This window comes from Ruegeria sp. CDSA193 (assembly GCF_059611885.1).
Genome location: NZ_JBXWPN010000001.1, coordinates 68,813 through 92,242, shown reverse-complemented (window position 1 = coordinate 92,242; position 23,430 = coordinate 68,813). Strand labels below are relative to the sequence as shown.

Annotated in this window: 23 protein-coding genes; 7 read left to right on the top strand and 16 right to left on the bottom strand. The window is 55.1% G+C overall.

Going from position 1 to position 23,430, the window contains the following annotated elements; all coding sequences use genetic code 11:
- Positions 1-6: 6 nt before the first annotated feature.
- The 7 genes from AC2FLG_RS00465 to iscR all read right to left on the bottom strand — a co-directional run bounded on the left by AC2FLG_RS00465 (position 7) and on the right by iscR (position 6,286).
- Entirely contained in the window at positions 7-573 is a 567-nt protein-coding gene (locus tag AC2FLG_RS00465) for a YIP1 family protein (protein ID WP_142633743.1), read from the bottom strand.
- Positions 570-1,055 carry a YIP1 family protein gene (locus AC2FLG_RS00460; RefSeq protein ID WP_496704580.1) on the bottom strand — a complete coding sequence of 162 codons (486 nt, stop codon included), beginning with the start codon at positions 1,053-1,055 and terminating at the stop codon, positions 570-572. The genes AC2FLG_RS00465 and AC2FLG_RS00460 overlap by 4 nt, the downstream gene beginning before the upstream one ends.
- A complete protein-coding gene (gene sufD / locus AC2FLG_RS00455; protein ID WP_271947165.1) occupies positions 1,055-2,335 on the bottom strand; it encodes a Fe-S cluster assembly protein SufD in 1,281 nt (426 codons plus the stop codon). The genes AC2FLG_RS00460 and sufD overlap by 1 nt, the downstream gene beginning before the upstream one ends.
- Positions 2,335-3,090 carry a Fe-S cluster assembly ATPase SufC gene (gene sufC / locus AC2FLG_RS00450; protein ID WP_142633737.1) on the bottom strand — a complete coding sequence of 252 codons (756 nt, stop codon included), beginning with the start codon at positions 3,088-3,090 and terminating at the stop codon, positions 2,335-2,337. Before sufC ends, sufD begins: the two co-directional genes overlap by 1 nt.
- Before the next feature lie 70 nt (positions 3,091-3,160).
- Positions 3,161-4,681 carry a Fe-S cluster assembly protein SufB gene (sufB, locus tag AC2FLG_RS00445; protein WP_142633735.1) on the bottom strand — a complete coding sequence of 507 codons (1,521 nt, stop codon included), beginning with the start codon at positions 4,679-4,681 and terminating at the stop codon, positions 3,161-3,163.
- Positions 4,682-4,699: 18 nt separating this feature from the next.
- Positions 4,700-5,779, bottom strand: a complete 1,080-nt coding sequence (locus AC2FLG_RS00440; RefSeq protein WP_496704579.1) for a cysteine desulfurase family protein — start codon at positions 5,777-5,779, stop codon at positions 4,700-4,702.
- 48 nt (positions 5,780-5,827) lie between these two features.
- Positions 5,828-6,286 carry a Fe-S cluster assembly transcriptional regulator IscR gene (gene iscR / locus AC2FLG_RS00435; RefSeq protein ID WP_142633731.1) on the bottom strand — a complete coding sequence of 153 codons (459 nt, stop codon included), beginning with the start codon at positions 6,284-6,286 and terminating at the stop codon, positions 5,828-5,830.
- A 178-nt stretch (positions 6,287-6,464) separates the two neighbouring features.
- Here iscR and AC2FLG_RS00430 point away from each other — a divergent pair, with 178 nt between their 5' ends.
- From AC2FLG_RS00430 to AC2FLG_RS00420, 3 genes are read left to right on the top strand one after another with little or no spacing between them, the layout of a single operon-like run.
- Positions 6,465-7,118, top strand: a complete 654-nt coding sequence (locus AC2FLG_RS00430) for an alpha/beta hydrolase (protein WP_142633729.1) — start codon at positions 6,465-6,467, stop codon at positions 7,116-7,118.
- Entirely contained in the window at positions 7,118-7,363 is a 246-nt protein-coding gene (locus AC2FLG_RS00425) for a hypothetical protein (protein WP_142633727.1), read from the top strand. The genes AC2FLG_RS00430 and AC2FLG_RS00425 overlap by 1 nt, the downstream gene beginning before the upstream one ends.
- Entirely contained in the window at positions 7,360-8,517 is a 1,158-nt protein-coding gene (locus tag AC2FLG_RS00420) for an HD domain-containing protein (protein WP_496701054.1), read from the top strand. Before AC2FLG_RS00425 ends, AC2FLG_RS00420 begins: the two co-directional genes overlap by 4 nt.
- Positions 8,518-8,571: 54 nt before the next feature.
- On the opposite strand, the gene AC2FLG_RS00415 is transcribed toward AC2FLG_RS00420, so the two are convergent.
- Positions 8,572-8,703 (bottom strand): hypothetical protein, encoded by a 132-nt coding sequence (locus AC2FLG_RS00415; RefSeq protein WP_271947174.1) that lies wholly within the window; start codon positions 8,701-8,703, stop codon positions 8,572-8,574.
- A 175-nt stretch (positions 8,704-8,878) separates the two neighbouring features.
- On the opposite strand from AC2FLG_RS00415, the gene AC2FLG_RS00410 reads away from it, so the two are divergent.
- Together AC2FLG_RS00410 and typA are read left to right on the top strand one after the other, a co-directional pair.
- On the top strand, positions 8,879-9,214 hold the full coding sequence (locus AC2FLG_RS00410) for a DMT family transporter (RefSeq protein ID WP_142633723.1): 336 nt from the start codon (positions 8,879-8,881) through the stop codon (positions 9,212-9,214).
- Positions 9,215-9,290: 76 nt separating this feature from the next.
- On the top strand, positions 9,291-11,108 hold the full coding sequence (gene typA, locus AC2FLG_RS00405) for a translational GTPase TypA (RefSeq protein WP_271947178.1): 1,818 nt from the start codon (positions 9,291-9,293) through the stop codon (positions 11,106-11,108).
- A gap of 190 nt (positions 11,109-11,298) precedes the next feature.
- Here the strand turns inward: typA and AC2FLG_RS00400 are convergent, their stop codons facing one another.
- Entirely contained in the window at positions 11,299-11,469 is a 171-nt protein-coding gene (locus AC2FLG_RS00400) for a hypothetical protein (protein WP_496704578.1), read from the bottom strand.
- Between AC2FLG_RS00400 and AC2FLG_RS00395 the strand changes: the two genes are divergently transcribed.
- Positions 11,468-12,196: a hypothetical protein gene (locus AC2FLG_RS00395; protein ID WP_496704577.1), complete on the top strand. Its 729-nt coding sequence runs from the start codon at positions 11,468-11,470 to the stop codon at positions 12,194-12,196. The two genes, AC2FLG_RS00400 and AC2FLG_RS00395, sit on opposite strands and share 2 nt — an antisense overlap.
- Positions 12,197-12,274: 78 nt before the next feature.
- Here the strand turns inward: AC2FLG_RS00395 and AC2FLG_RS00390 are convergent, their stop codons facing one another.
- The 4 genes from AC2FLG_RS00390 to recA form a co-directional block, all read right to left on the bottom strand.
- On the bottom strand, positions 12,275-12,889 hold the full coding sequence (locus AC2FLG_RS00390) for a transglutaminase-like cysteine peptidase (RefSeq protein ID WP_496704921.1): 615 nt from the start codon (positions 12,887-12,889) through the stop codon (positions 12,275-12,277).
- Between the two features lie 376 nt (positions 12,890-13,265).
- Entirely contained in the window at positions 13,266-13,553 is a 288-nt protein-coding gene (locus AC2FLG_RS00385; RefSeq protein ID WP_142633718.1) for a DUF1330 domain-containing protein, read from the bottom strand.
- 4 nt (positions 13,554-13,557) lie between these two features.
- A complete protein-coding gene (alaS, locus tag AC2FLG_RS00380) occupies positions 13,558-16,230 on the bottom strand; it encodes an alanine--tRNA ligase (protein ID WP_496704576.1) in 2,673 nt (890 codons plus the stop codon).
- A gap of 175 nt (positions 16,231-16,405) precedes the next feature.
- Positions 16,406-17,470 carry a recombinase RecA gene (gene recA / locus AC2FLG_RS00375; protein WP_142633714.1) on the bottom strand — a complete coding sequence of 355 codons (1,065 nt, stop codon included), beginning with the start codon at positions 17,468-17,470 and terminating at the stop codon, positions 16,406-16,408.
- 192 nt (positions 17,471-17,662) lie between these two features.
- Here recA and AC2FLG_RS00370 point away from each other — a divergent pair, with 192 nt between their 5' ends.
- Complete coding sequence (locus AC2FLG_RS00370) at positions 17,663-18,256, top strand: sulfotransferase family 2 domain-containing protein (RefSeq protein ID WP_281972075.1); 594 nt, start codon at positions 17,663-17,665, stop codon at positions 18,254-18,256.
- Between the two features lie 4 nt (positions 18,257-18,260).
- On the opposite strand, the gene AC2FLG_RS00365 is transcribed toward AC2FLG_RS00370, so the two are convergent.
- The 3 genes from AC2FLG_RS00365 to guaB all read right to left on the bottom strand — a co-directional run bounded on the left by AC2FLG_RS00365 (position 18,261) and on the right by guaB (position 23,343).
- The gene (locus AC2FLG_RS00365; RefSeq protein WP_496704575.1) at positions 18,261-20,552 is read right to left on the bottom strand and encodes a hybrid sensor histidine kinase/response regulator; all 2,292 of its coding nucleotides are present in this window, start codon (positions 20,550-20,552) and stop codon (positions 18,261-18,263) included.
- A 106-nt stretch (positions 20,553-20,658) separates the two neighbouring features.
- Positions 20,659-21,816 (bottom strand): RsmB/NOP family class I SAM-dependent RNA methyltransferase, encoded by a 1,158-nt coding sequence (locus AC2FLG_RS00360; protein ID WP_496704573.1) that lies wholly within the window; start codon positions 21,814-21,816, stop codon positions 20,659-20,661.
- Positions 21,817-21,894: 78 nt separating this feature from the next.
- Positions 21,895-23,343: an IMP dehydrogenase gene (gene guaB / locus AC2FLG_RS00355; RefSeq protein WP_281972072.1), complete on the bottom strand. Its 1,449-nt coding sequence runs from the start codon at positions 23,341-23,343 to the stop codon at positions 21,895-21,897.
- Positions 23,344-23,430: the final 87 nt, after the last annotated feature.

The window sequence follows — 23,430 nt, the reverse complement described above, 5'->3', positions numbered from 1 at the left end:
TCTTCCCTAGACCGGGCCGCTGGGTGTGAACATGAGGACAAATGAGATTGAAATCAGTGCGGATAACAGAATGACCCCAAAAGATTTCAGCATCGAGTTGAACTTATGAGCTTCATTCAGGAAATGCATTGAGACGTAAAGGCTGACAAGTGCGGTCGCCAGCAAAAACATGACCATCATAAATGGAACAACCATCGAAACGATCAGCGTTACCGACATCGCTGCTATCTGAAGGAATTGCAGCCAGATCGTCAGGATCAGGATATCTTTGAATGTCGCAACGCCCCCGATAGTACGACCAACAAAAAGAAGAGCCACCACGCTGAGCAGCATCGCGCCTGACGAACGCAGAAGGTTCAGAATAACAGGATCAGAAACGGGAAGCGGTTCACCCTGAGGGACAGGAACCATCTGTTCGATACCAATTTGGATGGCACCGTTCAAAACGACGGCCAGAAAGAATGCCAGCCAGACAACTTCACGCCCGGGACGCAGATCCAGCAACCGTCTTGCCGCTTCGGCAGGGTTGGTCAGGGTCAGAACAGCAATCTGACTCAGCACGGCCGGATTCATTCCGCATACCTTTGCGCTTGCCTAAGGCCCGAAAACCAGAACCACAGGAATACGACAAACCAGACCAACCCGACAGTGGTCATGGTTGTCCCCTGACCGATAAAACCAGCGACAAGGCCGTTCAGCAAAATCAACGGCGTCGAGGATAGCAACGCCCAGAACAGAGCTAACCTTGCGCCATAGGCAGTCCCCTTTCCGCCGAACAGACGCGCCGCACCGTGGGACACGAAGGCCAGAAGGTAGAAGAACAGCGGCAAGATAATGACGGTTCCAAGCAAGGCACCGCCCAACAGCATGTTAAGCTCGAGGTCTTCGAGATGCGCCTGTCGGGACAAACGTGGCAGTTGCGCAATGAATGCCACCACGCAGAACGCCATTACAAAGACCAAAGCGCGGTCCTCACGTTCGCCCAAATCCAAAAGCCGGCTTACAACCCGGCCTGGTCCACGGTATGTGGCCACTATATCCGACGTTACCGGCATCAGCTTCGCCGAGAAAGCCAGCCTTCAAGGCGGTCAACCATAGCCTCCGCAAGGCCTTCATCCTCGATCTCTTCCACAGCCTCGGCCAGGAACGACAAGGTCAGCAAATTTGTTGCCTCTTTGACGGGCACACCCCGAGACCGCAGGTAGAACAGAGCCGTTTCATCAAGCGCACCTGATGTCGAACCGTGCGAACAGACAACGTCATCGGCATAGATCTCAAGTTCGGGCTTGGCGAGGAACTGACTATCATCATCCAGTAGCAAAGACTGGCTGATCTGATACCCATCTGTTTTCTGAGCGCCCTCTTTCACAAGGATCTTGCCCTGAAACACGCCGGTCGCGCCGTTCCGCAGCACCTTCTTGAACACCTGGCGGCTTTCGCAACCAACCGCGTCATGGGTGACGAACACCGTGTCGTCATGGTGAAAATCGCCATCTCCGACGCAGGCACCGGCCACATGCGCCACCGCATCATCGCCGGTCAATTCGATCACCTGTTCGTTCCGGGTCAGAACACCGTTCATGGTCAGGGTGAAGGATTTGTAGACCGAATTGGCACCCAACCGTGTAAACATATGCGTCGCCGCACGACGCTCGTGGTCACGACCCTGGGCCCGCACATGGTGCAGCGAGCCACCATCGGCAATGTCAATTTCCATACATTTGTTGAAACGCGATGCCGCCGGCCCGTTTTCGAGAATGGTAACCTCGGCGTCAGTTTCGACCCGCACTACGTGATGCAGGATCGCATCCGAATCCTCGGACGCATGGCGATAGATCAGGCTGATCGGTTTCGATGGCTTACCGGTCACATGGATGGCCACTCCGTCTGATGCAAATGCGGTGTTCAATGCGGCCAGCGGGCGCTGAACCGGGACTTGTCCATTTGCTTCGAGAACGCCGTACAAGTCTTTGGCCCAATGGATATCTTTGCAGCAAATATCTTCAAGCCGGTCGATCGAAACACCTTCGAGCGTCAGATCATCGGACTCTTCGGGATTGAACACTCCGTCAACGAAGACAATCTTCAAGCGGTCGAATTCATCGAACATTTGCGGCTCGTCCGACTCGAACAGCGCCGCATGCGCTGCATCAGCCGATACGAGCGTATCGGGTTGGGTGTATTTCCAGTACTCGTCGCGCCGGCTGGGCAAGCCCATTTGGCGCACACGAGCAATCGCATCCTCGCGCGCAGCGCGAGTACATCCAGCATCGGGCAACGACAGGACGGCCAGCCGCTCCTCCGTCGCAGTCTGTTTTGCTTGGGGCAACGCCATCAGTTCACCTCGGCCAAAATGTCGGCATAACCGTTGTTTTCGACCTCAAGTGCCAACTCGGGACCGCCAGTTTTCACAATCCGCCCATCGGCCATGATATGCACGACATCAGGTTTGATGTGGTCCAGAAGGCGCTGATAATGCGTGATAACAAGGAAACCACGCGCTTCGTCGCGCAGCGCGTTCACGCCCTCGGCAACCAGTTTCATCGCGTCTACATCCAAACCGGAATCTGTCTCGTCCAGAATGCACATTTTGGGCTCGAGCATGGCCATTTGCAGTATTTCGTTGCGCTTTTTCTCACCGCCAGAAAAGCCAACATTCACAGGGCGCTTCAGCATATCCGCATCGATCTTTAACGATTTGGCCTTGGCGCGCACCTCTTTCAGGAAATCGGCTGCCGAAAGCTCTTCTTCCCCACGGGCCTTGCGCTGTGAATTCACAGCGGTGCGCAGAAAGGTCATGTTGCCAACGCCCGGGATTTCAACTGGATATTGGAACGCCAGGAAAACACCAGCTGCTGCGCGCTCTTCCGGTTCCATCTCGAACAGGTTCTCACCACCAAGGGTCGCCGAGCCTTCGGTCACTTCATACCCATCCCGACCGGACAGCACATAGCTGAGCGTCGATTTGCCCGAGCCATTTGGCCCCATGATCGCATGTACCTTGCCAGCCTCAACCTTCAGGTCGACACCTTTGAGGATTTGCTTGTCTTCTTCTTCAAGTTTGACGTGCAGGTTTTTGATTTCCAGCATGTTTATTTCCTTTGGCGTATCGCAAGAGGGTCATGCCCCCTGTATGTTCTGAATTCAGGGAAAGTCGGGATTAACCCACAGATCCTTCGAGACTGATGGCCACCAACTGCTGGGCCTCCATCGCAAATTCCATTGGCAGTGCCTGTAGCACGTCCTTGCAGAACCCGTTGACAACAAGGGCCACGGCCTCTTCCTCGTCCATTCCGCGCTGACGGCAATAGAACAGCTGATCATCATCGACCTTCGACGTCGTCGCTTCATGCTCGACGCGCGATGAGTTGTTCTTGACCTCGATATAGGGCACCGTATGCGCCCCGCATTTGTCACCGATCAGCAAGCTGTCACACTGGGTGTAATTGCGGCTGTCCTTGGCTTTCGGATGCATCGAGACCAACCCGCGATAGGTGTTCTGCGCCTTGCCCGCGCTGATCCCTTTCGAAACGATCCGAGACTTGGTGTTCTTGCCGAGGTGGATCATCTTGGTGCCAGTGTCGGCCTGCTGATAGTTATTGGCAATCGCGATCGAATAGAACTCACCCTGACTTTCATTACCGCGCAGGATGCAGGACGGGTATTTCCATGTCACGGCAGAGCCGGTCTCCACCTGCGTCCACATCACCTTTGACCGGTCGCCGCGGCAATCCGCGCGCTTGGTCACAAAGTTATAGATGCCACCCTTGCCATTCTCATCCCCGGGGTACCAGTTTTGAACGGTCGAGTATTTTACCTCGGCATCTTCCTCGATAATGATTTCGACCACGGCAGCATGCAGCTGCGCAGTGTCGCGCTGAGGCGCAGTACAGCCTTCCAAGTAGCTGACATAGCTGCCTTTATCGGCAATGATCAGGGTACGTTCAAACTGACCGGTGTTCTCCGCATTGATGCGGAAATAGGTGCTCAGCTCCATCGGGCAGCGTACGCCCGGCGGGATGTAGACAAATGACCCGTCCGAGAACACGGCCGAGTTCAGCGTGGCATAGAAATTATCGGATACCGGAACCACGGTGCCCAGGTATTTCTTGACCAGCTCGGGGTGTTCCCTGATCGCTTCAGAGATCGAGCAGAAGATCACACCTGCCTTTTTCAGTTCGGCCTGAAAGGTTGTGCCAACGGACACCGAGTCGAACACCGCATCCACGGCCACCTTGCGGCCCTCAGCAGGCATATCCTCAGCACCTTCGACGCCAGCCAGAATCATCTGTTCTTTCAGTGGGATACCGAGCTTTTCGTAAGTGGCCAGCAGCTTCGGATCCACTTCATCCAGCGATTTCGGCTTTACCTCCATCGATTTCGGACGGGCATAGTAATACTGGTTTTGAAAGTCGATTTCGGGATAGCTGACCATCGCCCATTTCGGCTCTTCCATCTTGGTCCAGCGTTCGAACGCGGCCAGACGCCATTCGGTCATCCATTCCGGTTCTTCATTCTTGTCCGAGATCAGACGGACGATATCGGGGTTCACGCCTTTTGGGGCGTATTCCATCTCGATATCGGTGTTCCAGCCGTATTTATAGGTTCCGGCCTCGCGCACCGCATCAACGGTTTCCTGATCGACACCTTCTTTTACCTGAGTCTGGTCCAAAGCGGCCATGACTTATCCTCCGTCAGATCACGCGGCGCGCGCGCGATGCTTTTTCTCTTTTTCCAGCCACGTATCCGCGAAACGCAGCACATCATCTTCTGTTGTCCAAGGGCCGAGCGATACGCGAATTGCGCTGGCTGCCGTTACTTCGTCATATCCCATTGCCGTCAGAACTCGGCTGGTCTTTACCTTGCCACTTGAACAGGCCGAACCTGCGCTGATCGCAAATCCAGCCAGATCCATCTGCATAACCTGCGTCTCCCCTTTCCATCCGGGAGTTGCAAAACACAAAGTGTTGGGGAGTCGCTCCTGATCTTTCCCGACAAAAATAGTCGCTTTCGATCCGGCCTCAAGAGCGTTCTCTAGAATATTTCTAAATTTAGCAACATTTTCCCAAACACCGTTAGCCAGATCTTTCACTGCGGCCTCGGCAGCGGCACCAAAACCCGCGATTCCAACAACGTTTTCCGTCCCGGAGCGCCGGCCCATTTCCTGCCCGCCACCAACCGCAAGCGGGTTGATGTCCAGCCCTTGTTTTAGGATCAGAGCGCCAACACCCTTAGGACCGCCGATTTTATGCGCCGAAAGAACCGCCATATCCGCATCGCTCCAGGCGAAGGAAAAGGGAATACGGCCAACAGCCTGCGTAATATCCAGCAACAACCAATCGGCGCGCCGTGCGCCATAGGGCCACTGACCTTCGACCTTTTTCGGTGGCAAGGTAACGATACCTGTTTCCGAATTCGCCAACCCCATTGCTAAGATGTGACCAGGTCCTAACGGGCGTTCGTTGCAGTTCGATAGATCAAGATGCGACCAAAGCGCGTCATGCGCCGTTGCATCAACGAACACATCGCAATTATTCGGTCTATTCTGCAGGGCCCGAGCCGCTTCGGTCGCACCAGAGGTGAAAATAACTTCCTGCGGTCGGCACCCGACAGCTTCGGCCACCTGCGACCGTGCCCGCTCCACCATGGCCTTTGCCGCTCGTCCTTCAGCGTGAACTGAGGAAGGGTTACCGATCTGATCCATTGCCGTGATCATCGCATCGCGCGCTTCGGGGCGAATTGGCGTTGTGGCGTTATGATCAAGGTAAACACGATTCATGGATGCACCTTTTGGCAGCCAAAGGGACTTGGACAAAGCAAATTCATCTTACTCGTCCACGACCGCGAACAGATTGGGAACAGCCGGACAGGGCGCCAAGTCGTTCCTGATCACATCAGAAAGCCGCGTTTGATGCAGAAACACATAAACATGGGCACTTAGCCCTTCCCACAATCGGTTGGTCAGCGATTGCGCACGACTGCCCGATGAGGCCCCCGATGCCCCTGCCCCCTTTTTCAACGCGTCTACAGTTTCGTCGACGGCGGACAGAATTTCGACTACACGGATTTCCGACGCAGGGCGCGCCAACCGATAACCTCCGCCCGGACCGCGCACTGACGAGACAAGCTCGGCCCGGCGCAACTTTACGAACAGCTGTTCAAGATAAGGCAACGAGATGTCCTGCCGTTCGGAAATTTCGCTCAGCGTTACCAGTCCGTCAGAAGACTGAAGAGCGATATCAGCCAAGGCCACCATCGCGTAACGACCCTTGGTCGAAAGCTTCATTCTCATTCCCTTATGGCAGTTAACGCGCGAAATCATTGACGCCGCCGCTGCCAGTGCGTATCTCCGACTGACAGCGCCCTTGCGCCGACTATCACAATTAGAACCGTTCTAAGGTGTCCGACGATTATCGTCAAGTATTTCCGGACACCCAGAAGAAAAAGACAGGACCTATGCACACATGCCCGAGGTGATTTTTCCCGGACCCGAAGGCCGCCTGGAAGGCCGCTACCACCCGCAAAAGGAAAAAGACGCACCGATCGCCATCGTGTTGCACCCGCATCCTCAATTTGGCGGGACCATGAACAACAAGGTCGTCTATAATCTGCACTATGCGTTCTACAACATGGGTTTCACCGTGTTGCGGTTCAACTTTCGCGGTGTTGGCCGCAGCCAGGGCGAATATGACCAGGGCGTAGGCGAGCTGAGTGATGCGGCATCGGCACTGGACTACCTGCAGTCGATGAACAACAATTCGAAACACTGCTGGGTCGCAGGGTTCTCGTTCGGAGCCTGGATCGGGATGCAACTGCTTATGCGCCGCCCTGAGATTACCGGTTTCATCAGCGTTTCTCCGCCAGCCAACATGTATGATTTCTCGTTCCTGGCGCCCTGCCCCTCTTCGGGTCTGATTATCAACGGATCCTCTGATCGGGTAGCCCCGCCTGCAGACACCACTGCATTGGTTAACAAGCTGCATGAACAGAAGGGCATCACAATCACCCATAACGAAGTTGAGGGTGCTGACCACTTCTTTCAGGATCGCCACATGGATACGCTGATCACTGACGTAAGTGACTATGTGAAACGGCGGCTGACAGAGAACACGCGCTAATGTCCGACACGATCATCAGGCTTGCTTCCAAGCTGGCCGAAGACACAATGAAAGTGATGGACGAAACAGGAAACGACCGCTTCTTCATGGAAGTTGGCGAAGTGATCGGGGCGTCCTCACAAACATTGGAAGAAGCATTCCTGACCGAGATCCGTGTCCGGATGGCCGAACGTAAGGCCCGCAAGTTTGTCGTCGAAAAATTGACCGAACATCGGTCAAAACTGAAAGCTATAGAAAAACAATGACGCAAAGACTGTCCGCGCAAATCGACTTTCTTAAACGCGCGGACAGGTTGAAATCTGTCAATCGTGCCAACGCCTTGTTGGATCAGTCTCGCCCAGAGAACGCGGCTGAGCATAGTTGGCAACTGGCGCTTTGGGCCCTGGTTTTGGAACCGGTTGCCGGGCCAGACGTGAATATCGACCGCGTGATCAAAATGCTACTGCTGCATGATCTGGTCGAAATCATCGTAGGCGATCACCCGATTCACCTGAAAACAGATTGGAAAGCACTGGAATTGGCGGAACAAACAGCTGCTGAAGAGCTGTTTGGCATGCTGCCTGCTGATCAGGCCACGACGTTTCTGGCTCTTTGGCAAGAATTCGAGGCCGACACCACTCCGGACGCGAAATTCGCCAAGATTCTGGATCGGTCGCAACCGATGTTTCAGGTGCTGTGTGCAGAACGGCCAAACCCAGAGCATTTAGCTGTCGTGAATGACAACCTGAAACAAGGTCGCGCTGCCTATCTGCAACAAGCTTTCCCGGACGCATATAATCTTGCCCAAGCACTGCTGAATGGAGGCAAACTCGAAACCTCCGAGCTTTCTTTGCGTTTGGGTTTCTTGTCCGAAACTGACCAACTCAAATCGGTTCAGCGCGCATCGCGTCTGCTCTATGATGACCGGTTTGAGAATTCAGCCGAACATTCCTGGCACATCATGCTTTTTGCCTGGGTCCTGTCCGAATATGCAGCCCCTTCCGTTTCTGTAAACCGCGCCCTCAGAATGCTTTTGCTGCACGACATTGTTGAAATTGACGCCGGTGATCACCCAATTCATGGGCAGGTCGACCACGCGGCACAAGCCGCCGAGGAACTTGCTGCGGCGCAAAGGTTGTTTGGAATGCTCCCAGAGGTGCAAAATCAAGAATTCATGTCGATCTGGCAGGAGTTTGAACAGGCCGAAAGCCCCGATGCCTGTTTCGCCAAAGCGATTGATCGCTTCCAGACCCCGGTTGGCAACCTCGAGACAGGAGGCGGTTCCTGGATTGATTACAACGTCACATACGAACAAATCCACAGCCGTGTCGGCACGGTGATTATTCCCGGTGCACCAGCCCTGTGGGCATGGCTGGATCCGTTACTTCGGGGTTACTTTTCTGAGACTGCAGAAAGCTGAAAACACAGCGGAAAAAGGAGCATAACACCCCTTTTTCCTGTATTCGGCAGTCGCTTAAACCGATGTACCAATCAATCGCTCAACATTTCGGGCTGCTTTTGTTTCGACGGACCCCCCGCCAGCAAGCCACCCAAGCGCAACAATAAGTGCCGAAAGAGCGATGACGTATTTTGCAAATTTCGTCATGGCGATACTCATAAAAAAAACACGATAAAACGCGGACAAAGTATCACATTGCCGAAAATCCACATAGTCGGGTAATCCTGACCCCTGACGGATGCCAGAAAACTCCTGCTATCGCTTGCGGGTATCGGTCATTTCGTGCTCAACCCAATGCAACCTTATTGAATGCGAGACCACCGTGCCCAAAGCATATCTTCTACTGCTGTTGGCAGTTGTTGCCGAAACGATTGGTACAACTGCACTTCAGGCCAGCCAGCAATTCAGCCGGTTCTGGCCGTCAGTGCTTGTGGTTGTTGGCTATGGAATTGCCTTTTATCTGATGGCCCTCACGCTCAAATACATGCCGGTTGGTATCGTCTATGCAATCTGGTCCGGCCTTGGAATCGTGCTGATTGCCATCATCGGTTTCATTGTCTTTGGTCAGAGGTTGGATTTACCCGGGATCGCTGGACTCAGCATGATTTTGGGTGGAATACTAATCATACACCTCTTTTCCGGTACAGCAGGACACTGACGATCGGTTAGGGCTGGCATATTTCGCCGAGCCGCGTTATGCGCGCGTCAACTTCCCGTTCAAAGGCTGACCTCTCATGGACCTGCGCAATATCGCAATCATCGCTCACGTGGACCACGGCAAAACAACGCTGGTCGATGAGCTGCTAAAACAATCCGGTGCGTTCCGGGAAAATCAGGCTGTCGCAGAACGCGCCATGGACAGCAATGACCTCGAGCGTGAGCGTGGTATCACCATCCTTGCAAAGGCCACTTCGGTGGAATGGAAAGGCACGCGGATCAATATCGTCGATACGCCGGGCCACGCCGATTTCGGCGGCGAGGTTGAGCGCATCCTTAGCATGGTCGACGGCGTTGTCCTGCTGGTCGATGCTGCCGAAGGTCCGATGCCGCAGACCAAATTCGTGACCTCCAAGGCGCTGGCGCTGGGTCTGCGTCCGATTGTGGTGCTGAACAAAGTCGACAAGCCCGACGCCGAACCAGACCGCGCGCTGGACGAATGCTTTGATCTGTTCGCAAACCTTGGTGCGGATGACGATCAGCTTGATTTCCCTTCAATGTACGCCTCAGGCCGGTCGGGCTGGGCAGATATGGAGCTGGAAGGACCCCGCAAGGATCTGTCAGCACTGTTCGACCTGATCGTTGACCATGTCCCTGCTCCCAAACAGATCGAACGCAAGGACGAACCCTTCCGGATGCTTGCCACGACACTGGGCAGCGACCCGTTCATCGGCCGCATTCTGACTGGCCGTGTCGAAAGTGGTACGCTCAAGGCAGGTGACACCCTCAAGGCGCTCAGCCGGGACGGAACACTTATCGAGAACTTCCGCGCCTCAAAAATCCTGGCTTTCCGCGGTTTGGGGCAGCAACCCATTGATGTGGCCGAGGCGGGCGATATCGTCACCATCGCAGGTATGAGCAAAGCGACCGTGGCAGATTCGCTTGTTGCCCCACAGGTCGAAGACGCTCTGCCCGCGCAGCCGATCGACCCGCCAACCATCACAGTGACCTTTGGTATCAACGATTCGCCCCTTGCCGGCCGAGACGGTAAAAAGGTTCAGTCCCGTGTCATTCGCGACCGTCTGATGAAAGAAGCAGAATCAAACGTCGCCATTCGCATTACCGACACGCCGGGCGGTGAGGCCTTCGAAGTTGCGGGACGCGGCGAATTGCAGATGGGTGTTCTGATCGAAAACATGCGCCGCGAAGGGTTCGAGCTAAGCATCTCTCGCCCACAGGTCCTGTTCCGCGAAGAAGACGGACAGCGCCTGGAGCCCATCGAAGAAGTCACCATTGACGTGGATGACGAGTATTCTGGCTCGGTCATTGAAAAGATAACAGGTGTCCGCAAAGGTGAATTGGCCGAGATGCGGCCTGCTGGTACAGGCAAAACCCGCATCATCGCCCATGTGCCGTCACGCGGGTTGATCGGTTATCACGGTGAATTCCTGACAGATACACGCGGTACTGGCGTTTTGAACCGTGTGTTCCATGACTGGGCACCGCACAAAGGACAAATTCCGGGCCGCCGCGCAGGCGTTCTGATCTCGATGGAGAACGGACAGGCAGTTGCCTATGCCCTTTGGAACCTCGAAGAGCGTGGCCGCATGTTTGTTGGCCCTCAGACCGATGTATATCAGGGTATGGTTATCGGCGAGCATTCGCGCGACAACGATCTTGAGGTTAACCCTCTGAAGGGGAAAAAGCTGACCAACGTCCGGGCCAGCGGATCGGATGACGCTGTGCGCCTGACACCCCATATTCAGTTCTCGTTGGAAGAGGCGATCGCCTATATCGACGATGACGAACTTGTTGAAGTGACCCCGAACGCAATCCGTCTGCGCAAACGCTTTCTGGATCCGCACGAGCGCAAGCGTATGGCAAGATCTGCCTGATCATTGCAGTGATGCAGTTCACAGATTGGAAACAATAACACAATCGTGACATATTTGCGCACACGCGTATTAAGGCCCATCCTGGAAGGCTCGCTCTCAAAGCGGGCCTTCTTTTTGTTTTACCTACACTTTCTTCTTTAAGTTGTTTCACTTTTAACATTCACAATTTTAGGAAACTTGTAATTCTGGCTCAAAAGGGATGTATTTGTGTCCAAAGTATGGCACCTGTTTGCCTGCCAAGTTTTGAGTAATGAGTATCAAGGAGTAGCGCCATGCGCATTAAGTCTCGCTTACTTTCAATAGTATTTGTTTCAGCAACATTCCCAGTTATTTCAGCTGCATCCGCATCAGCTTCAGACATGTGTACAATACGAACAGCCAAACAGTCGGTATCGACTGAAACGCTTTGTGCATGTTCTGTTGTAGACGCCCGGATGCTGCGCTATTTGCAGCGACGCTCAGATTTCGAGGACATCTTGTCCCGTACATTGGAGAGTTGCCCAGCTTTTGCAGCAGTTCTGACTGACTTTCCAACCGCATCTATTCTCGGAAATGAGCAACGATCAGGAGACGGCCCTGCTGATGAAAATGGCGGTGGTGGTTCAGGCGGTGGCGGTGGCGGCGGTGGTACCGGCGGCGGCGGCGGCGGTGGTACCGGCGGCGGCGGCGGCGATGGTGACGACGGCGACGATGGTGACGACGGCGACGATGGTGACGACGGCGACGGTGGTGACGGCGGCGACGGTGGTGACGGCGGCGACGGCGGCGACGGTGGTGACGGCGGCGACGGTGGTGACGGCGGCGAAGGTGGCGACGGCGGCGACGGTGGTGACGGCGGCGAAGGTGGCGACGGCGGCGACGGTGGTGACGGCGGCGAAGGTGGTGACGGCGGCGAAGGTGGCGACGGCGGCGACGGCGGCGAAGGTGGCGACGGCGGCGAAGGTGGCGACGGCGGCGAAGGTGGTGACGGCGGCGAAGGTGGTGACGGTGGACCCAAGGGCAACCGTTCTGGCCATAGCGACGGAACCAATCCAGGCGGCCAATCTCAGAACCCGAACGGTACCAACAATCCGGGCAACCCCAAGTAAGCTAATTTAGTACTACAGAAAATGGCGAAGCTGCTGCTTCGCCATTTTTGCATTCTAACCAGCTGAGATTAGCTTTCCTCAGCTTCTGCCGAAGACCCCGACCCATTTACTGGGCCGCCGAGGGTCCTGCATCCGCAGAAACAGATATCGCGTCGCCGACCAGGGTTTGATGCGGTTGGTTACGTTATCCAGAACCAGATCGCCATTGACCGAGCGATAAACCAAAACCGCATGAGAATTTCGCTGCGTATCCAGGACAGTTGCGATCAAAAGTTTGTTCGGATCTACGCCCGCACGGATAAGATCCCTTTTCTTCAACAGAGCAAAGTCTTCGCAATCCCCACCGCGCGAAGTCGGCAGTGCCCAACGTTCCCGAGTTCTATATTGGGCTTGGTCAGTAACCGAGCGGGTGGTTGCGTTTACCTGCCGGTTGACCTTTTTGATGATCTGCATCTCTTGCTGGCTCGACATTGAATTCGAAGCCTTGCTGGAACATGCCCAAGAGTATTGACGGCACAGTTGCCGCGCTCCAGACGGCGGGGGCGATGATGCGACTGTGCGGATGAAGTTGCCTTCCCGCGCTTGCGCATCTGGTGCCACAACCGAGGACCCCAACGCCAATGCGAGGATTCCTAAAGTTCTACCAAAACCAGTCCAGATCCGCGCATTAACGGCCCTAAATTCCGTACCCATGGTCGCCATGCCTGTCCCTCGATCCGTGTTTTCCCTGCGATTGCCGCAAAACAGGACCATATTCCGTTTTCCGAAACTATCGGTAAACACGCCTAATTGTGCAATCTGTCTCAAATCTTGCAACGAAAAGAGGCGGAATTCCGTCATTGAAAATGGCATTTTTGGGTAAGAATCTGGCGCTGCTCGCCACATTCGAAACACGAACCCCTTGGCAGGCCCGACATCAAGACCTGTTAACTACTTGTAAATAATATATTTATGGGATTTCAGGTCGACGCTTGCCGCAACGTCACAATTGGGCGGCCATCTTTTGGCTGAAAACCGCCCAATGAATAAGCTGACAGGGGTATTAAATCCCTGATCGCACGGGGTGATTCTAATCTGTGATCTCTACGACCACCAATTCCCGCTCACTTGCACCACGCGCGTGATCCAGTGCTTGCTGATATTCCACCGAATTATAACACTCTACAGCGGCTTCCAATGAGGGGAATTTGGCGACAACGTTGCGCGGCCGTTCTTTGCCTTCCAACTGCACGTATCGCGCAGCACGCGCGATAAACGCACCACCGTGTTTGGCAATCGCAGGCCCGGCGAGCTCGGCATATTTTCCATAGGATTCGGCGTCAGTAACACTGACATGTGCAATCCAAAGTGCGGACATTTTGTTAACCTCCAAGAATATTCTTTGCAGCCTTGATCGCGGCATCAGCATTCGAAGCGTCCTTGCCACCACCCTGCGCCATGTCAGGGCGTCCACCGCCACCTTTTCCACCAAGTTCAGCAACCGCCGCCCGAACCAGATCCACGGCCGAGATTGCATCCGTCAGATCAGCTGTGACACCGGCCGCGACGGCTGCTTTGCCGCCCGTATCCGCTATCAGCAACACAGCACCCGATCCAAGTCGGCTTTTGTGTTCGTCGATCAGCGCGGGTAAGTCCTTGCCAGATACGCCAGTAAGGGACTGAGCCAAGAACGAGATACCGTTTACCGTTTTGGCCTCAGCGCTACCGCCCTGCCCCGAACCACCAGCCATCGCGAGATCGCGGCGCAGCTGCGCAACTTCATTTTGAAGGGATTTACGTTCATCCAACAGAGCTTTGACACGAGATACAACGTCATCCGGTTGCGCTTTCAGTTCAGATGCGATCTGCCCCAAACGTTGGTCCTGGTCGGTCAGGTAAACCATGGCTTCGTCACCGGTAAGCGCTTCGATCCGCCGGACACCGGCACTGCTGGCGCTATCCCCCAATACAACAAGCGCGCCAATATCACCGGTCTGGCGAACATGCGTTCCACCACACAGTTCGATCGACCAGGTCTCACCATCCTGGCCTTTGCCAGTTGGCGCTTTGCCCATCGAAACCACGCGAACTTCGTCGCCGTATTTCTCACCGAAAAGGGCCTGCGCACCCAGTTCCCGGGCATCATCTGGTGTCATGATCCGGGTCTCGACGGTCGAGTTCTGGCGGATGAAAGCGTTGACCGAGCGTTCAACTTGCCGAATTTCCTCGGGGCTCATCGCCTTCGCGTGGCTAAAGTCGAACCGCAGCCGGTCAGCCGCATTCAAAGAGCCGCGCTGCGCAACATGGTCACCCAGTGTTTCTCGCAATGCTTCGTGCAGCAAATGTGTGGCCGAATGGTTGGCCCGGATGGCGGTGCGGCGAACATGGTCTACCTCAAGCTCAACTGCGTCTCCCTTGGACAAGGTACCGTGATCGACCGTGACCCGATGCGCATAGATTTTGCCATCTGCAAATTTCCGGGTGTCCTCGACCCGCGCGACATCATCACGCTCTTCCAGACGACGAATTTCGCCGGTGTCTCCTATCTGACCACCGGATTCACCATAAAACGGGGTTTGGTTCACAACGACCCAGCCGGAACAACCTGTCTCGATCTTGTCGACCAAAGCGCCATCCACGACCATTGCCGCGACCTGTCCTTCAGCCTTTTCTGTATCGTATCCAAGAAAATCCGTAGCGCCCGCGATATCCAGAACGTCAAACCAAACGGCTTGGTCCGCTGCTTCCCCCGATCCCGCCCAGGCAGCGCGTGCCTTGGCCTTTTGCTCGGCCATCGCCGTATCAAACCCGTCGGTATCAACCGTCCGGCCTTTTTCACGCAGTGCATCTTGTGTCAGATCAAGCGGAAAACCGTATGTATCATACAGCTTGAAAGCGGCCTCTCCAGACAGTGCCGCACCCTCTGGCAGGTCAGAGACCTCGTCATCCAACAACTTCAGGCCGCGATCCAATGTTTGCTTAAAGCGGGTTTCTTCCAGCAACAGCGTCTCTTCGATCAGCGACTGAGCCTGGCCAAGTTCGGTGTACTGAGCACCCATCAGTTGGACCAATGTCGGCACCAGCTGATACATCACCGGATCCTTCGCACCCAACAGATGCGCATGCCGCATCGCACGACGCATGATCCGCCGCAGCACATAGCCGCGCCCGTCATTGCTGGGCATTACCCCGTCTGCAATCAGGAACGAGGTCGACCGCAGGTGATCCGCAATCACGCGGTGATGTACGTTCTGATCTCCATAGGGATCGACATTGGTGGCACTCGCCGAGGCCTCGATCAGGGTCTTGAACAGATCGGTGTCATAATTGTCATGGCTTCCTTGCAATAGGGCACCAATCCGCTCCAGCCCCATCCCGGTGTCGATAGACTGCATGTCGAGCTCGACCATCGAGCCGTCTTCGAACTGTTCGTTCTGCATGAAAACGATGTTCCAGATTTCGATGAACCGATCACCGTCTTCCTCGGGCGAACCCGGAGGGCCGCCCCAGATATGATCCCCGTGGTCGTAGAAAATCTCGGTGCAGGGACCGCACGGGCCGGTCGGTCCCATCTGCCAGAAATTGTCACTGGTTGCGATACGGATGATCCGATCTTCGGGGACGCCCACCTTTTTCCAGATATCGAACGCTTCGTCATCGGTGTGGTAAACCGTTGTCAGAAGGCGGTTTTTATCGACACCGAATTCCTTGGTGATCAATTCCCATGCGAATGGAATTGCTTCGGGCTTGAAGTAATCGCCGAACGAAAAATTGCCCAACATCTCAAAGAATGTGTGGTGACGCGCAGTATAGCCGACATTGTCTAAGTCGTTGTGCTTGCCACCGGCCCGAACACATTTCTGTGCTGTCGTCGCGCGCTGATAGTCACGGGTTTCGACACCGGTGAACAGGTTTTTGAACTGCACCATACCCGAGTTGACGAACATCAATGTCGGGTCGTTGCGTGGCACCAGGGGACTGGATGCCACTACTTCGTGCCCCTGTTTGGCAAAGTAGTTCAAAAAGGTCGATCGGATTTCGTTCAACGTTGACATAGGGCTCTCTCGGCGCGCAATCAGTTTGTTTCAAAAAGGGTTTATCCGCCTCCCCCGGGATAGTCCACAGGCGAGCGTCGCAGAACGGAACAAGGCGGCCCTGACGGACCGCCTTGTTCGGAATATGGTTCGTTCTTAGGAAAGAGCTGCGAAAATCGCTTTCTTCCCGAACCACTTATGCCTCGAGGATATCATCCTCTTCCGCGCCGGGCGGCACATCGAATTCCAGCCCATGTGCCGCGCGAATCTTGTCCTCGATCTCAAACGCGATGCGGTTGTTGTCGCGCAGATACTGCTTGGCATTCTCACGCCCCTGCCCGATCCGCTCATCACCATAACTGAACCACGAACCCGATTTCTCGACCACACCGGCCTTGACGCCCAGATCCAGCAGCTCGCCCATTTTACTGATGCCTTCGCCATACATGATGTCGAATTCAACTTGCTTGAAGGGCGGTGCCACTTTGTTTTTAACGACCTTCACACGGGTCTGGTTGCCAACAACCTCATCCCGGTCCTTGATCGCACCGATCCGACGAATATCCAAACGGACCGAGCTGTAGAATTTCAGGGCGTTACCACCGGTGGTGGTTTCCGGGCTGCCGAACATCACGCCGATTTTCATCCGGATTTGGTTGATGAAGATCACCATACAGTTCGAGCGGCTGATCGAACCCGTCAGTTTACGCATTGCCTGGCTCATCAGCCGGGCCTGCACACCAACGCTGCTGTCGCCCATATCGCCTTCGAGTTCAGATTTCGGCGTCAGCGCCGCGACCGAGTCAACCACGACCATGTTAACCGCGCCCGAACGGACCAGCGTATCGGTAATCTCAAGCGCCTGTTCGCCAGTGTCAGGTTGCGAAATCAGCAACTCGTCCAGATCGACGCCCAGTTTGCGCGCATATTGCGGGTCCAACGCATGTTCCGCATCGACAAATGCGCATACACCGCCATGTTTCTGCTGTTCTGCGATGCAGTGCAGTGTCAGCGTTGTTTTGCCCGAACTTTCCGGGCCATAGATTTCAACGATCCGGCCCATCGGCAGGCCGCCGATTCCCAGAGCGATATCCAGACCCAGAGATCCGGTCGAACTGGCGTCGATGTCCTGCTTGGAATCCTCGCCCAGCTTCATGATCGAGCCTTTGCCGAACTGCCGTTCGATCTGTGCCAGCGCGCTGTCGAGCGCCTTTTGCTTATCTGCGTTTTTCTTGTCGCTCATCGTCAGAAGATCCGCCATTGTCCTGTCGCCTTCCCTTTTGTCACACCCTTGAACGGGCGGCAATCGCTGCTTTGTTCGCCTCTTGTTCCTTATGGGACCAAAAAGAGAACATTTCAACTAAAACTTACATTACTTACTGTTCTGCAATTGTATTAAGGAGTCGTTTACGCCAATCTGAGCTGGAGATAATTACTGCCGATGGACGAATAAATGCTTGTTTTTTATGAAGAACGCCTTGCGTTTCTGGCTGTCCCAAAAACCGGCAGCACCGCTTATCATACGGCTTTGCGGGACCGTGCCGATCTGGTTGTCACCGATCCGCCAGATCTGAAACACGCACCTGTCCGCCGGTATGATCGGTTTTTCCAGAACATTTTCCGTAAAATGTACGATACTGAGATGGAAATCATGGCGGTTGTTCGTGAACCGGTCGATTGGCTGGGCAGTTGGTACAGGTTTCGCGGCCGCCAAGAGCGTCTTGACCACCCGCATTCAACACATGACCTGAGCTTTGATGATTTCATCCAGGCCTATATGCGCACACCCCGACCTGAATTTGCCGATGTCGGCAGTCAGAGCCAATTTTTTCGCACCCGCAACAACGGGCGTGGCGCCACCCATGTCTTCAAATATGAAAACCAGGACAAAATTCTCGATTTCCTGCAAAACCGCTTGAATATGGATATCCGGCTGCAACGCGAAAACGTGTCACCCACACGAGACCTAACACTGGGCGCAGAGACATTGACCAAGTTCCGCAACACACACTCCGCGGAATTCGATTGCCACGCCTCGGCACTTTGAAACCCTAATTGATCTGCTGAAAAACAGCTTCGGTCAGTTGGTTTAGTGAAAATGGTTTGGGCAGGAAAGTTGAATCGGAAATCTCTGGTCCGGAATCGCCAAACGCACCCTCTGTGTATCCAGACATGAATATGACCCGGACATCTGGCCTGCTCTGCTTAGCCATACGAACCCAGGTCGGACCATCCAATCCGGGCATGACCACATCGGTGACGAATGCGTCAACATTCAATGTGCCATCTTCGAGAAGCCTCAGAGCCTCTTCTCCCGAATCGGCCTCGAGCACAGTGTAGCCTTTCAACCTCAGTGCGCGGGTAGCAAAGGCCCGAACCGGGGCTTCGTCTTCGACCAGCAGCACGACACCCTCACCCTGGCGAACCGTTGGATTCTCAGGGGATTGCGCAGGCGCTGCCTCGGTTTTTTTGGGGGCGGTTGAAACCGGCAGGTACACAATAAACTCGGTCCCTCTCCCCTGAATGCTGTCGACAAAAATAAAACCGCCGGTTTGCTTTACAATTCCGTAGACAGTCGACAGGCCCAAACCTGTCCCCTCACCCGTGCGTTTGGTTGTAAAGAAAGGCTCGAACACTTTCTGTAGCTTATCGGGGGCAATCCCCGTACCGCTATCAATGACTTTGACGGTGACGTATTCACCAGGTTGTACCGTAGCGCGATCCCTTGTGAAGCGTTCTGTCAGCACGACCACTTCGGTTTCGATCCTGACCTCACCACCTTCAGGCATTGCATCGCGGGCATTTACGACAAGGTTCATCAACACCTGCTCTAGCTGGCGTTTATCCGCACGAACCGCTTTCAGAACGGGATCGTGGCTGAGTGTCAGCTTAATCTTTTCTCCGACCAGACGATTTAGCAGATGAATAAGGTCTGAGATCGTATCTCTGAGATCCAGGATTTCCGGCTGCAAAGTCTGTTTGCGCGAAAAGGCCAGCAGTTGGCTCACCAAAGCTGCAGCACGGTTTGCGTTCTGATTGATTTGTACAAGATCCCCGTAGTCAGGGTCATTCTGGTCGTGCCGCAAAAGCAGAAGATCGCAATGTCCGGAAATCGCCGTTAGCAAATTGTTGAAATCATGCGCTACACCCCCAGCCAGTTGGCCAACGGCCTGCATTTTTTGTCCCTGCACAAATTGCGCCTCTAAAGTCTTGAGTTCGGTAGCATCATTCAGAACCGCAATCAGTCTGACTTCTCCCTCGATCAGCACACGTTTCAATGTGACCTGTACGAATATCTCGCGGTCTTCCCGTGTCAGCCTCAGGAATTCAGATCGTGGAACGGCGCCCTCATTTGAAGCCTGCGTCAGCCAATCCAGAACCGGATACCCCAGACCATGCATGATATGCACAACATTGGATTCTCCGGGCTCTATGTTTCCGACAAGACGCGTTGCCAGCCTGTTGGCCTCAAGGATGCTCCCGTCGGGAGACAGGGTCATTACCGGGACCGGAAGATCCACAAATGACGCGCCAATTCCACTTTCCTGTGCACGATCAAGCGGTAGAACAAGCAAATCGCGCGTGGTTCCCGACCGAGACAGTTCGGCCATCGTAGCCGGAATTGGCCCCTGTGCCGTCTGTACCTGCACAACCTCACCCAATTCGGGCTGCGTGCCAGTCAGAACCTGTGCAAGGTTGTCGGGTCGTTGCCCCAGGATTTGTTCCGCCGCCCCGTTGATCCGCAGCAATGCTCCGTTTCTGCCTTCAGTCAAAATGGGCACAGGCACAGCATCCCACTGACCTGTTCCATCCAGATGAAACCGCCAAAAGAAAAAATTATTCCCAACACCGAGAACAGAAATCGGTACGGTTGTCTCCAAAGTGACAACGTCTTCTCTTGCACGGCCATGGATCTCGGCCAAAGACTGCAGGCGCAGCAGAATTGCCGACGGGTTGGCAAAAATAGACTTTAGACCTTCATCCAGCCGGTTGCCGGGAAAAACATGGAGCTGAGCCCGGGCATGAGAATTGCAAATCAGAACATCACCCTGTGCATTGGCAATCGCGCAAGGGTACAGCTCTTCTTCGGCAAAAACCTCCATAACCCTAAGCTCTCGACGTACCGAGTCGTCGGAAATCAGCGCCCTCACCACGACCAACAGTGATGCAGCAAGCAAAGACACACCTGCCACCACAAGGCCGAGATTCCAGGCTTGGGGAATGATTCCTGCCAGCGGCAGCAGTGAGAGCAACACCCCTAGCGCAACCAATGGTGCTAGACGCAAACCGCTTGGTGAATTTCGTAACTTTGGGTCAGAATAGAAATCTGCGGTATCGGACATTAACTACTCAACTTGCCGGGCTAGGTGTAACCCAACGCAAAAGGGTTAACGCCCACTTAACTAACAAAGTGAGCAATTCTCCTTTAGGTTGCTATTTGTCCGACGACTACCGCGTCAAGTGTGACGTGAAAAACCCGTCAGTACCGTGTGATACATACCACGTTTTGCGAAACGTCTCGGTCCATTCGGGGTGCGCCGCCACGAAGGCATCGACCAATTTACCGTTTTCGACCTCGAGCATGGAACATGTTGCATAGGCAAGAACACCCGCTGGCCCCACCAAAGGCGCGACATCATCAAGGATCGTCCGCTGTGTTTCCGTAAGCCGGTTCAGTCCATCTTGTGTAAGAGACCATTTTCCCGCCGGGGCGCGACGCCAGGATCCGCTGCCAGAACAGGGGGCATCCGTCAGCACAATGTCGAATGGTGCCTGCGCAGAGATCTCGTCATTGGTCAGAAGTGTTATCTGTGCACCCGCTCTCTCGGCCCGGGCGGGCAAATCACGCATTCGCGCCGCATTAACGTCATGCGCGAACACATCTACACCGCGATGCGCGGCCAAGGCCAAGGCTTTGCCGCCACCGCCGGAACAATAATCCAGAACCCGCATTCCGGGGTTTAAGTCTAATGATTCAACCACGGCCTGGCTCGCCGCATCCTGCAGTTCGACTAACCCATCAGTATAGGCACGGCTTCCTGAGATTTTCCGCTCGCCCTCGACAACTTCGAGTGCGGCCGAACAAGCGGGATGTGGCCTCGCTTGGATGCCGTCCGCCAGCAAGACCGAGACCGCCTGATCGACACGTGACTTAACCAGATTGACCCGCAAATGAATCGGGGCCCGAGCTCGCAATGCCTCGGCCACTGGAAGAGTCAAATCACCCAAAGACTCTTGAAAGGTTGGCCAAAGCCATTCCGGTATGTCGTATTTCTGGGCGTCGGATTCACATGGTTTAGCCTGTTCGTGTTCTTCCAAACTGGCCGGAGCGTACCCTTCGCCATTGAATATCTGATCCAGATCGACTTCTTGCATGCGCATCGCGCCGATCATCAACCCCCGACCGGTTTCCGCCCCACCTGCCGCTGCAAATGACCTTTTGCACCGCAAAGCACCAAACACGTGGTCGCGAATAGCAGCCCTGTCTTTGGAACCGGCGAAACGGCTGCGCCGCGCCCAACCTGTCAGGGCCTTTTCGACCGGGGCACCCGAGAGAATCTGATCAAGAATTTCGATGGAGGCCTGAACACGTGCGGCGGGGGTCATTTCATTCTCCGATATGGTGCAGGGCAAAAACGCAAAGCGGCGCCTTCACCGGGGCGCCGCAGTTCAGGTTCCGGCAATTTACATCACTCGATAATTCGGGCTTTCGCGTGTGATTTGCACGTCATGCACATGGCTCTCCTTCAGGCCAGCCCCTGTGATTCTGACGAAGTTGCAGTTCTTTCGCATCTCTTCGACCGTGGCGCAGCCGGTATAACCCATGGCTGCGCGCAGGCCGCCGACCAGTTGATGCACAACCGCGCTGGCCGAGCCCTTGTAAGGCACCTGCCCTTCGATCCCTTCGGGCACCAGCTTGTCGCTGGCGGCATCCTTCTGGAAATAGCGATCCGCAGAGCCACGTGCCATCGCGCCTAGACTGCCCATGCCGCGATAAGATTTGAACGACCGGCCCTGATACAGGATCACTTCGCCCGGGCTTTCATCTGTTCCTGCGATCATCGAGCCAACCATGGCACAGGACGCACCCGCCGCAATCGCCTTGGCAAAATCGCCCGAGAATTTGATACCACCATCTGCGATAACCGGCACATCGCCGGCGGCCGCGGCGCAATCCATGATCGCAGTCAGCTGCGGCACGCCCACACCGGCCACCATCCGCGTAGTACAGATCGAACCCGGCCCGATCCCCACCTTGATGGCATCCGCGCCTGCGTCGATCAGCGCCTTGGTTGCGTCCCCAGTGGCGACGTTACCGGCAATGATCTGCACCTCGTTCGACAGGGTCTTGACCCGCTTCACCGCGTCCAGCACCCCTTGAGAATGCCCATGAGCGGTGTCTACAACGATAATGTCGACACCGGAATCCACCAGTTGTTCGGATCGTTCGAAACCAGAGTCACCAACCGACGTCGCTGCCGCGACTCGCAACCGGCCCAGCCGATCCTTGCAGGCCGTTGGGTTCAGCACCGCCTGTTCGGTATCTTTCAAAGTCAGCAGACCCGTCAGCTTGCCCGCCCCGTCCACAACCAGAAGCTTTTCGATCCGTCGCGCGCGCATCAGGCTTTTGGCCTCTTCCAGATCGGCGGGTTCCTGAAGCATCGCCAGATTGTCCGAGGTCATCATCGCGTGAACCGGCGTATCATCCGAAGTCGCAAAACGCATATCACGGTTGGTCAAAATACCGACCACGCGGCCTTCTTCGTCCACCACGGGAAAGCCGGTGAAGTTATAACGCTGCACCAACGCGTTGGCGTCCGCCAGCGTCTGATCCACCCGCAGTGTCACCGGGTTGTAAACAATACCGGATTCAAATCTCTTGACCCGTCGAACCTCTCGGGCCTGTTCTTCGATCGACAGGTTCTTGTGCACCACGCCGATGCCGCCCGCCTGCGCCATGGCGATGGCCATGCGCGCCTCGGTCACCGTGTCCATCGCCGAGCTGAGCAGCGGGATGTTCATGGTGATTTCCCGCGTCACGCGCGTGGTCGTATCCGCCGTGGCCGGCAGCACAGAAGATGCGCCCGGAACCAGAAGAACGTCGTCAAAGGTGAGTGCCTCACGAATCTGCATCTGTTAACCCCATGCAAAAGCCCGTTTGACGGTGACCCTATTGCATGGATTGCATCTAAGGAAAAGCCCCCGACATAAACTAGTTTT

What these genes read in the sequence shown, in the direction of transcription:
- sufB (WP_142633735.1), bottom strand. Translation starts at nt 4,681, where the DNA reads ATGGCCGCTTTGGACCAGACTCAGGTAAAAGAAGGTGTCGATCAGGAA.
- alaS (WP_496704576.1), bottom strand. Translation starts at nt 16,230, where the DNA reads ATGTCAACGTTGAACGAAATCCGATCGACCTTTTTGAACTACTTTGCC.
- AC2FLG_RS00395 (WP_496704577.1), top strand. Translation starts at nt 11,468, where the DNA reads ATGTGTACAATACGAACAGCCAAACAGTCGGTATCGACTGAAACGCTT.
- AC2FLG_RS00430 (WP_142633729.1), top strand. Translation starts at nt 6,465, where the DNA reads ATGCCCGAGGTGATTTTTCCCGGACCCGAAGGCCGCCTGGAAGGCCGC.
- AC2FLG_RS00390 (WP_496704921.1), bottom strand. Translation starts at nt 12,889, where the DNA reads ATGGGTACGGAATTTAGGGCCGTTAATGCGCGGATCTGGACTGGTTTT.
- AC2FLG_RS00365 (WP_496704575.1), bottom strand. Translation starts at nt 20,552, where the DNA reads ATGTCCGATACCGCAGATTTCTATTCTGACCCAAAGTTACGAAATTCA.
- AC2FLG_RS00465 (WP_142633743.1), bottom strand. Translation starts at nt 573, where the DNA reads ATGAATCCGGCCGTGCTGAGTCAGATTGCTGTTCTGACCCTGACCAAC.
- AC2FLG_RS00420 (WP_496701054.1), top strand. Translation starts at nt 7,360, where the DNA reads ATGACGCAAAGACTGTCCGCGCAAATCGACTTTCTTAAACGCGCGGAC.
- typA (WP_271947178.1), top strand. Translation starts at nt 9,291, where the DNA reads ATGGACCTGCGCAATATCGCAATCATCGCTCACGTGGACCACGGCAAA.
- AC2FLG_RS00385 (WP_142633718.1), bottom strand. Translation starts at nt 13,553, where the DNA reads ATGTCCGCACTTTGGATTGCACATGTCAGTGTTACTGACGCCGAATCC.
- sufC (WP_142633737.1), bottom strand. Translation starts at nt 3,090, where the DNA reads ATGCTGGAAATCAAAAACCTGCACGTCAAACTTGAAGAAGAAGACAAG.
- AC2FLG_RS00425 (WP_142633727.1), top strand. Translation starts at nt 7,118, where the DNA reads ATGTCCGACACGATCATCAGGCTTGCTTCCAAGCTGGCCGAAGACACA.
- AC2FLG_RS00440 (WP_496704579.1), bottom strand. Translation starts at nt 5,779, where the DNA reads ATGAATCGTGTTTACCTTGATCATAACGCCACAACGCCAATTCGCCCC.
- AC2FLG_RS00460 (WP_496704580.1), bottom strand. Translation starts at nt 1,055, where the DNA reads ATGCCGGTAACGTCGGATATAGTGGCCACATACCGTGGACCAGGCCGG.
- AC2FLG_RS00360 (WP_496704573.1), bottom strand. Translation starts at nt 21,816, where the DNA reads ATGACCCCCGCCGCACGTGTTCAGGCCTCCATCGAAATTCTTGATCAG.
- guaB (WP_281972072.1), bottom strand. Translation starts at nt 23,343, where the DNA reads ATGCAGATTCGTGAGGCACTCACCTTTGACGACGTTCTTCTGGTTCCG.
- sufD (WP_271947165.1), bottom strand. Translation starts at nt 2,335, where the DNA reads ATGGCGTTGCCCCAAGCAAAACAGACTGCGACGGAGGAGCGGCTGGCC.
- AC2FLG_RS00400 (WP_496704578.1), bottom strand. Translation starts at nt 11,469, where the DNA reads ATGTCTGAAGCTGATGCGGATGCAGCTGAAATAACTGGGAATGTTGCT.
- iscR (WP_142633731.1), bottom strand. Translation starts at nt 6,286, where the DNA reads ATGAAGCTTTCGACCAAGGGTCGTTACGCGATGGTGGCCTTGGCTGAT.
- AC2FLG_RS00370 (WP_281972075.1), top strand. Translation starts at nt 17,663, where the DNA reads ATGCTTGTTTTTTATGAAGAACGCCTTGCGTTTCTGGCTGTCCCAAAA.
- AC2FLG_RS00415 (WP_271947174.1), bottom strand. Translation starts at nt 8,703, where the DNA reads ATGACGAAATTTGCAAAATACGTCATCGCTCTTTCGGCACTTATTGTT.
- recA (WP_142633714.1), bottom strand. Translation starts at nt 17,470, where the DNA reads ATGGCGGATCTTCTGACGATGAGCGACAAGAAAAACGCAGATAAGCAA.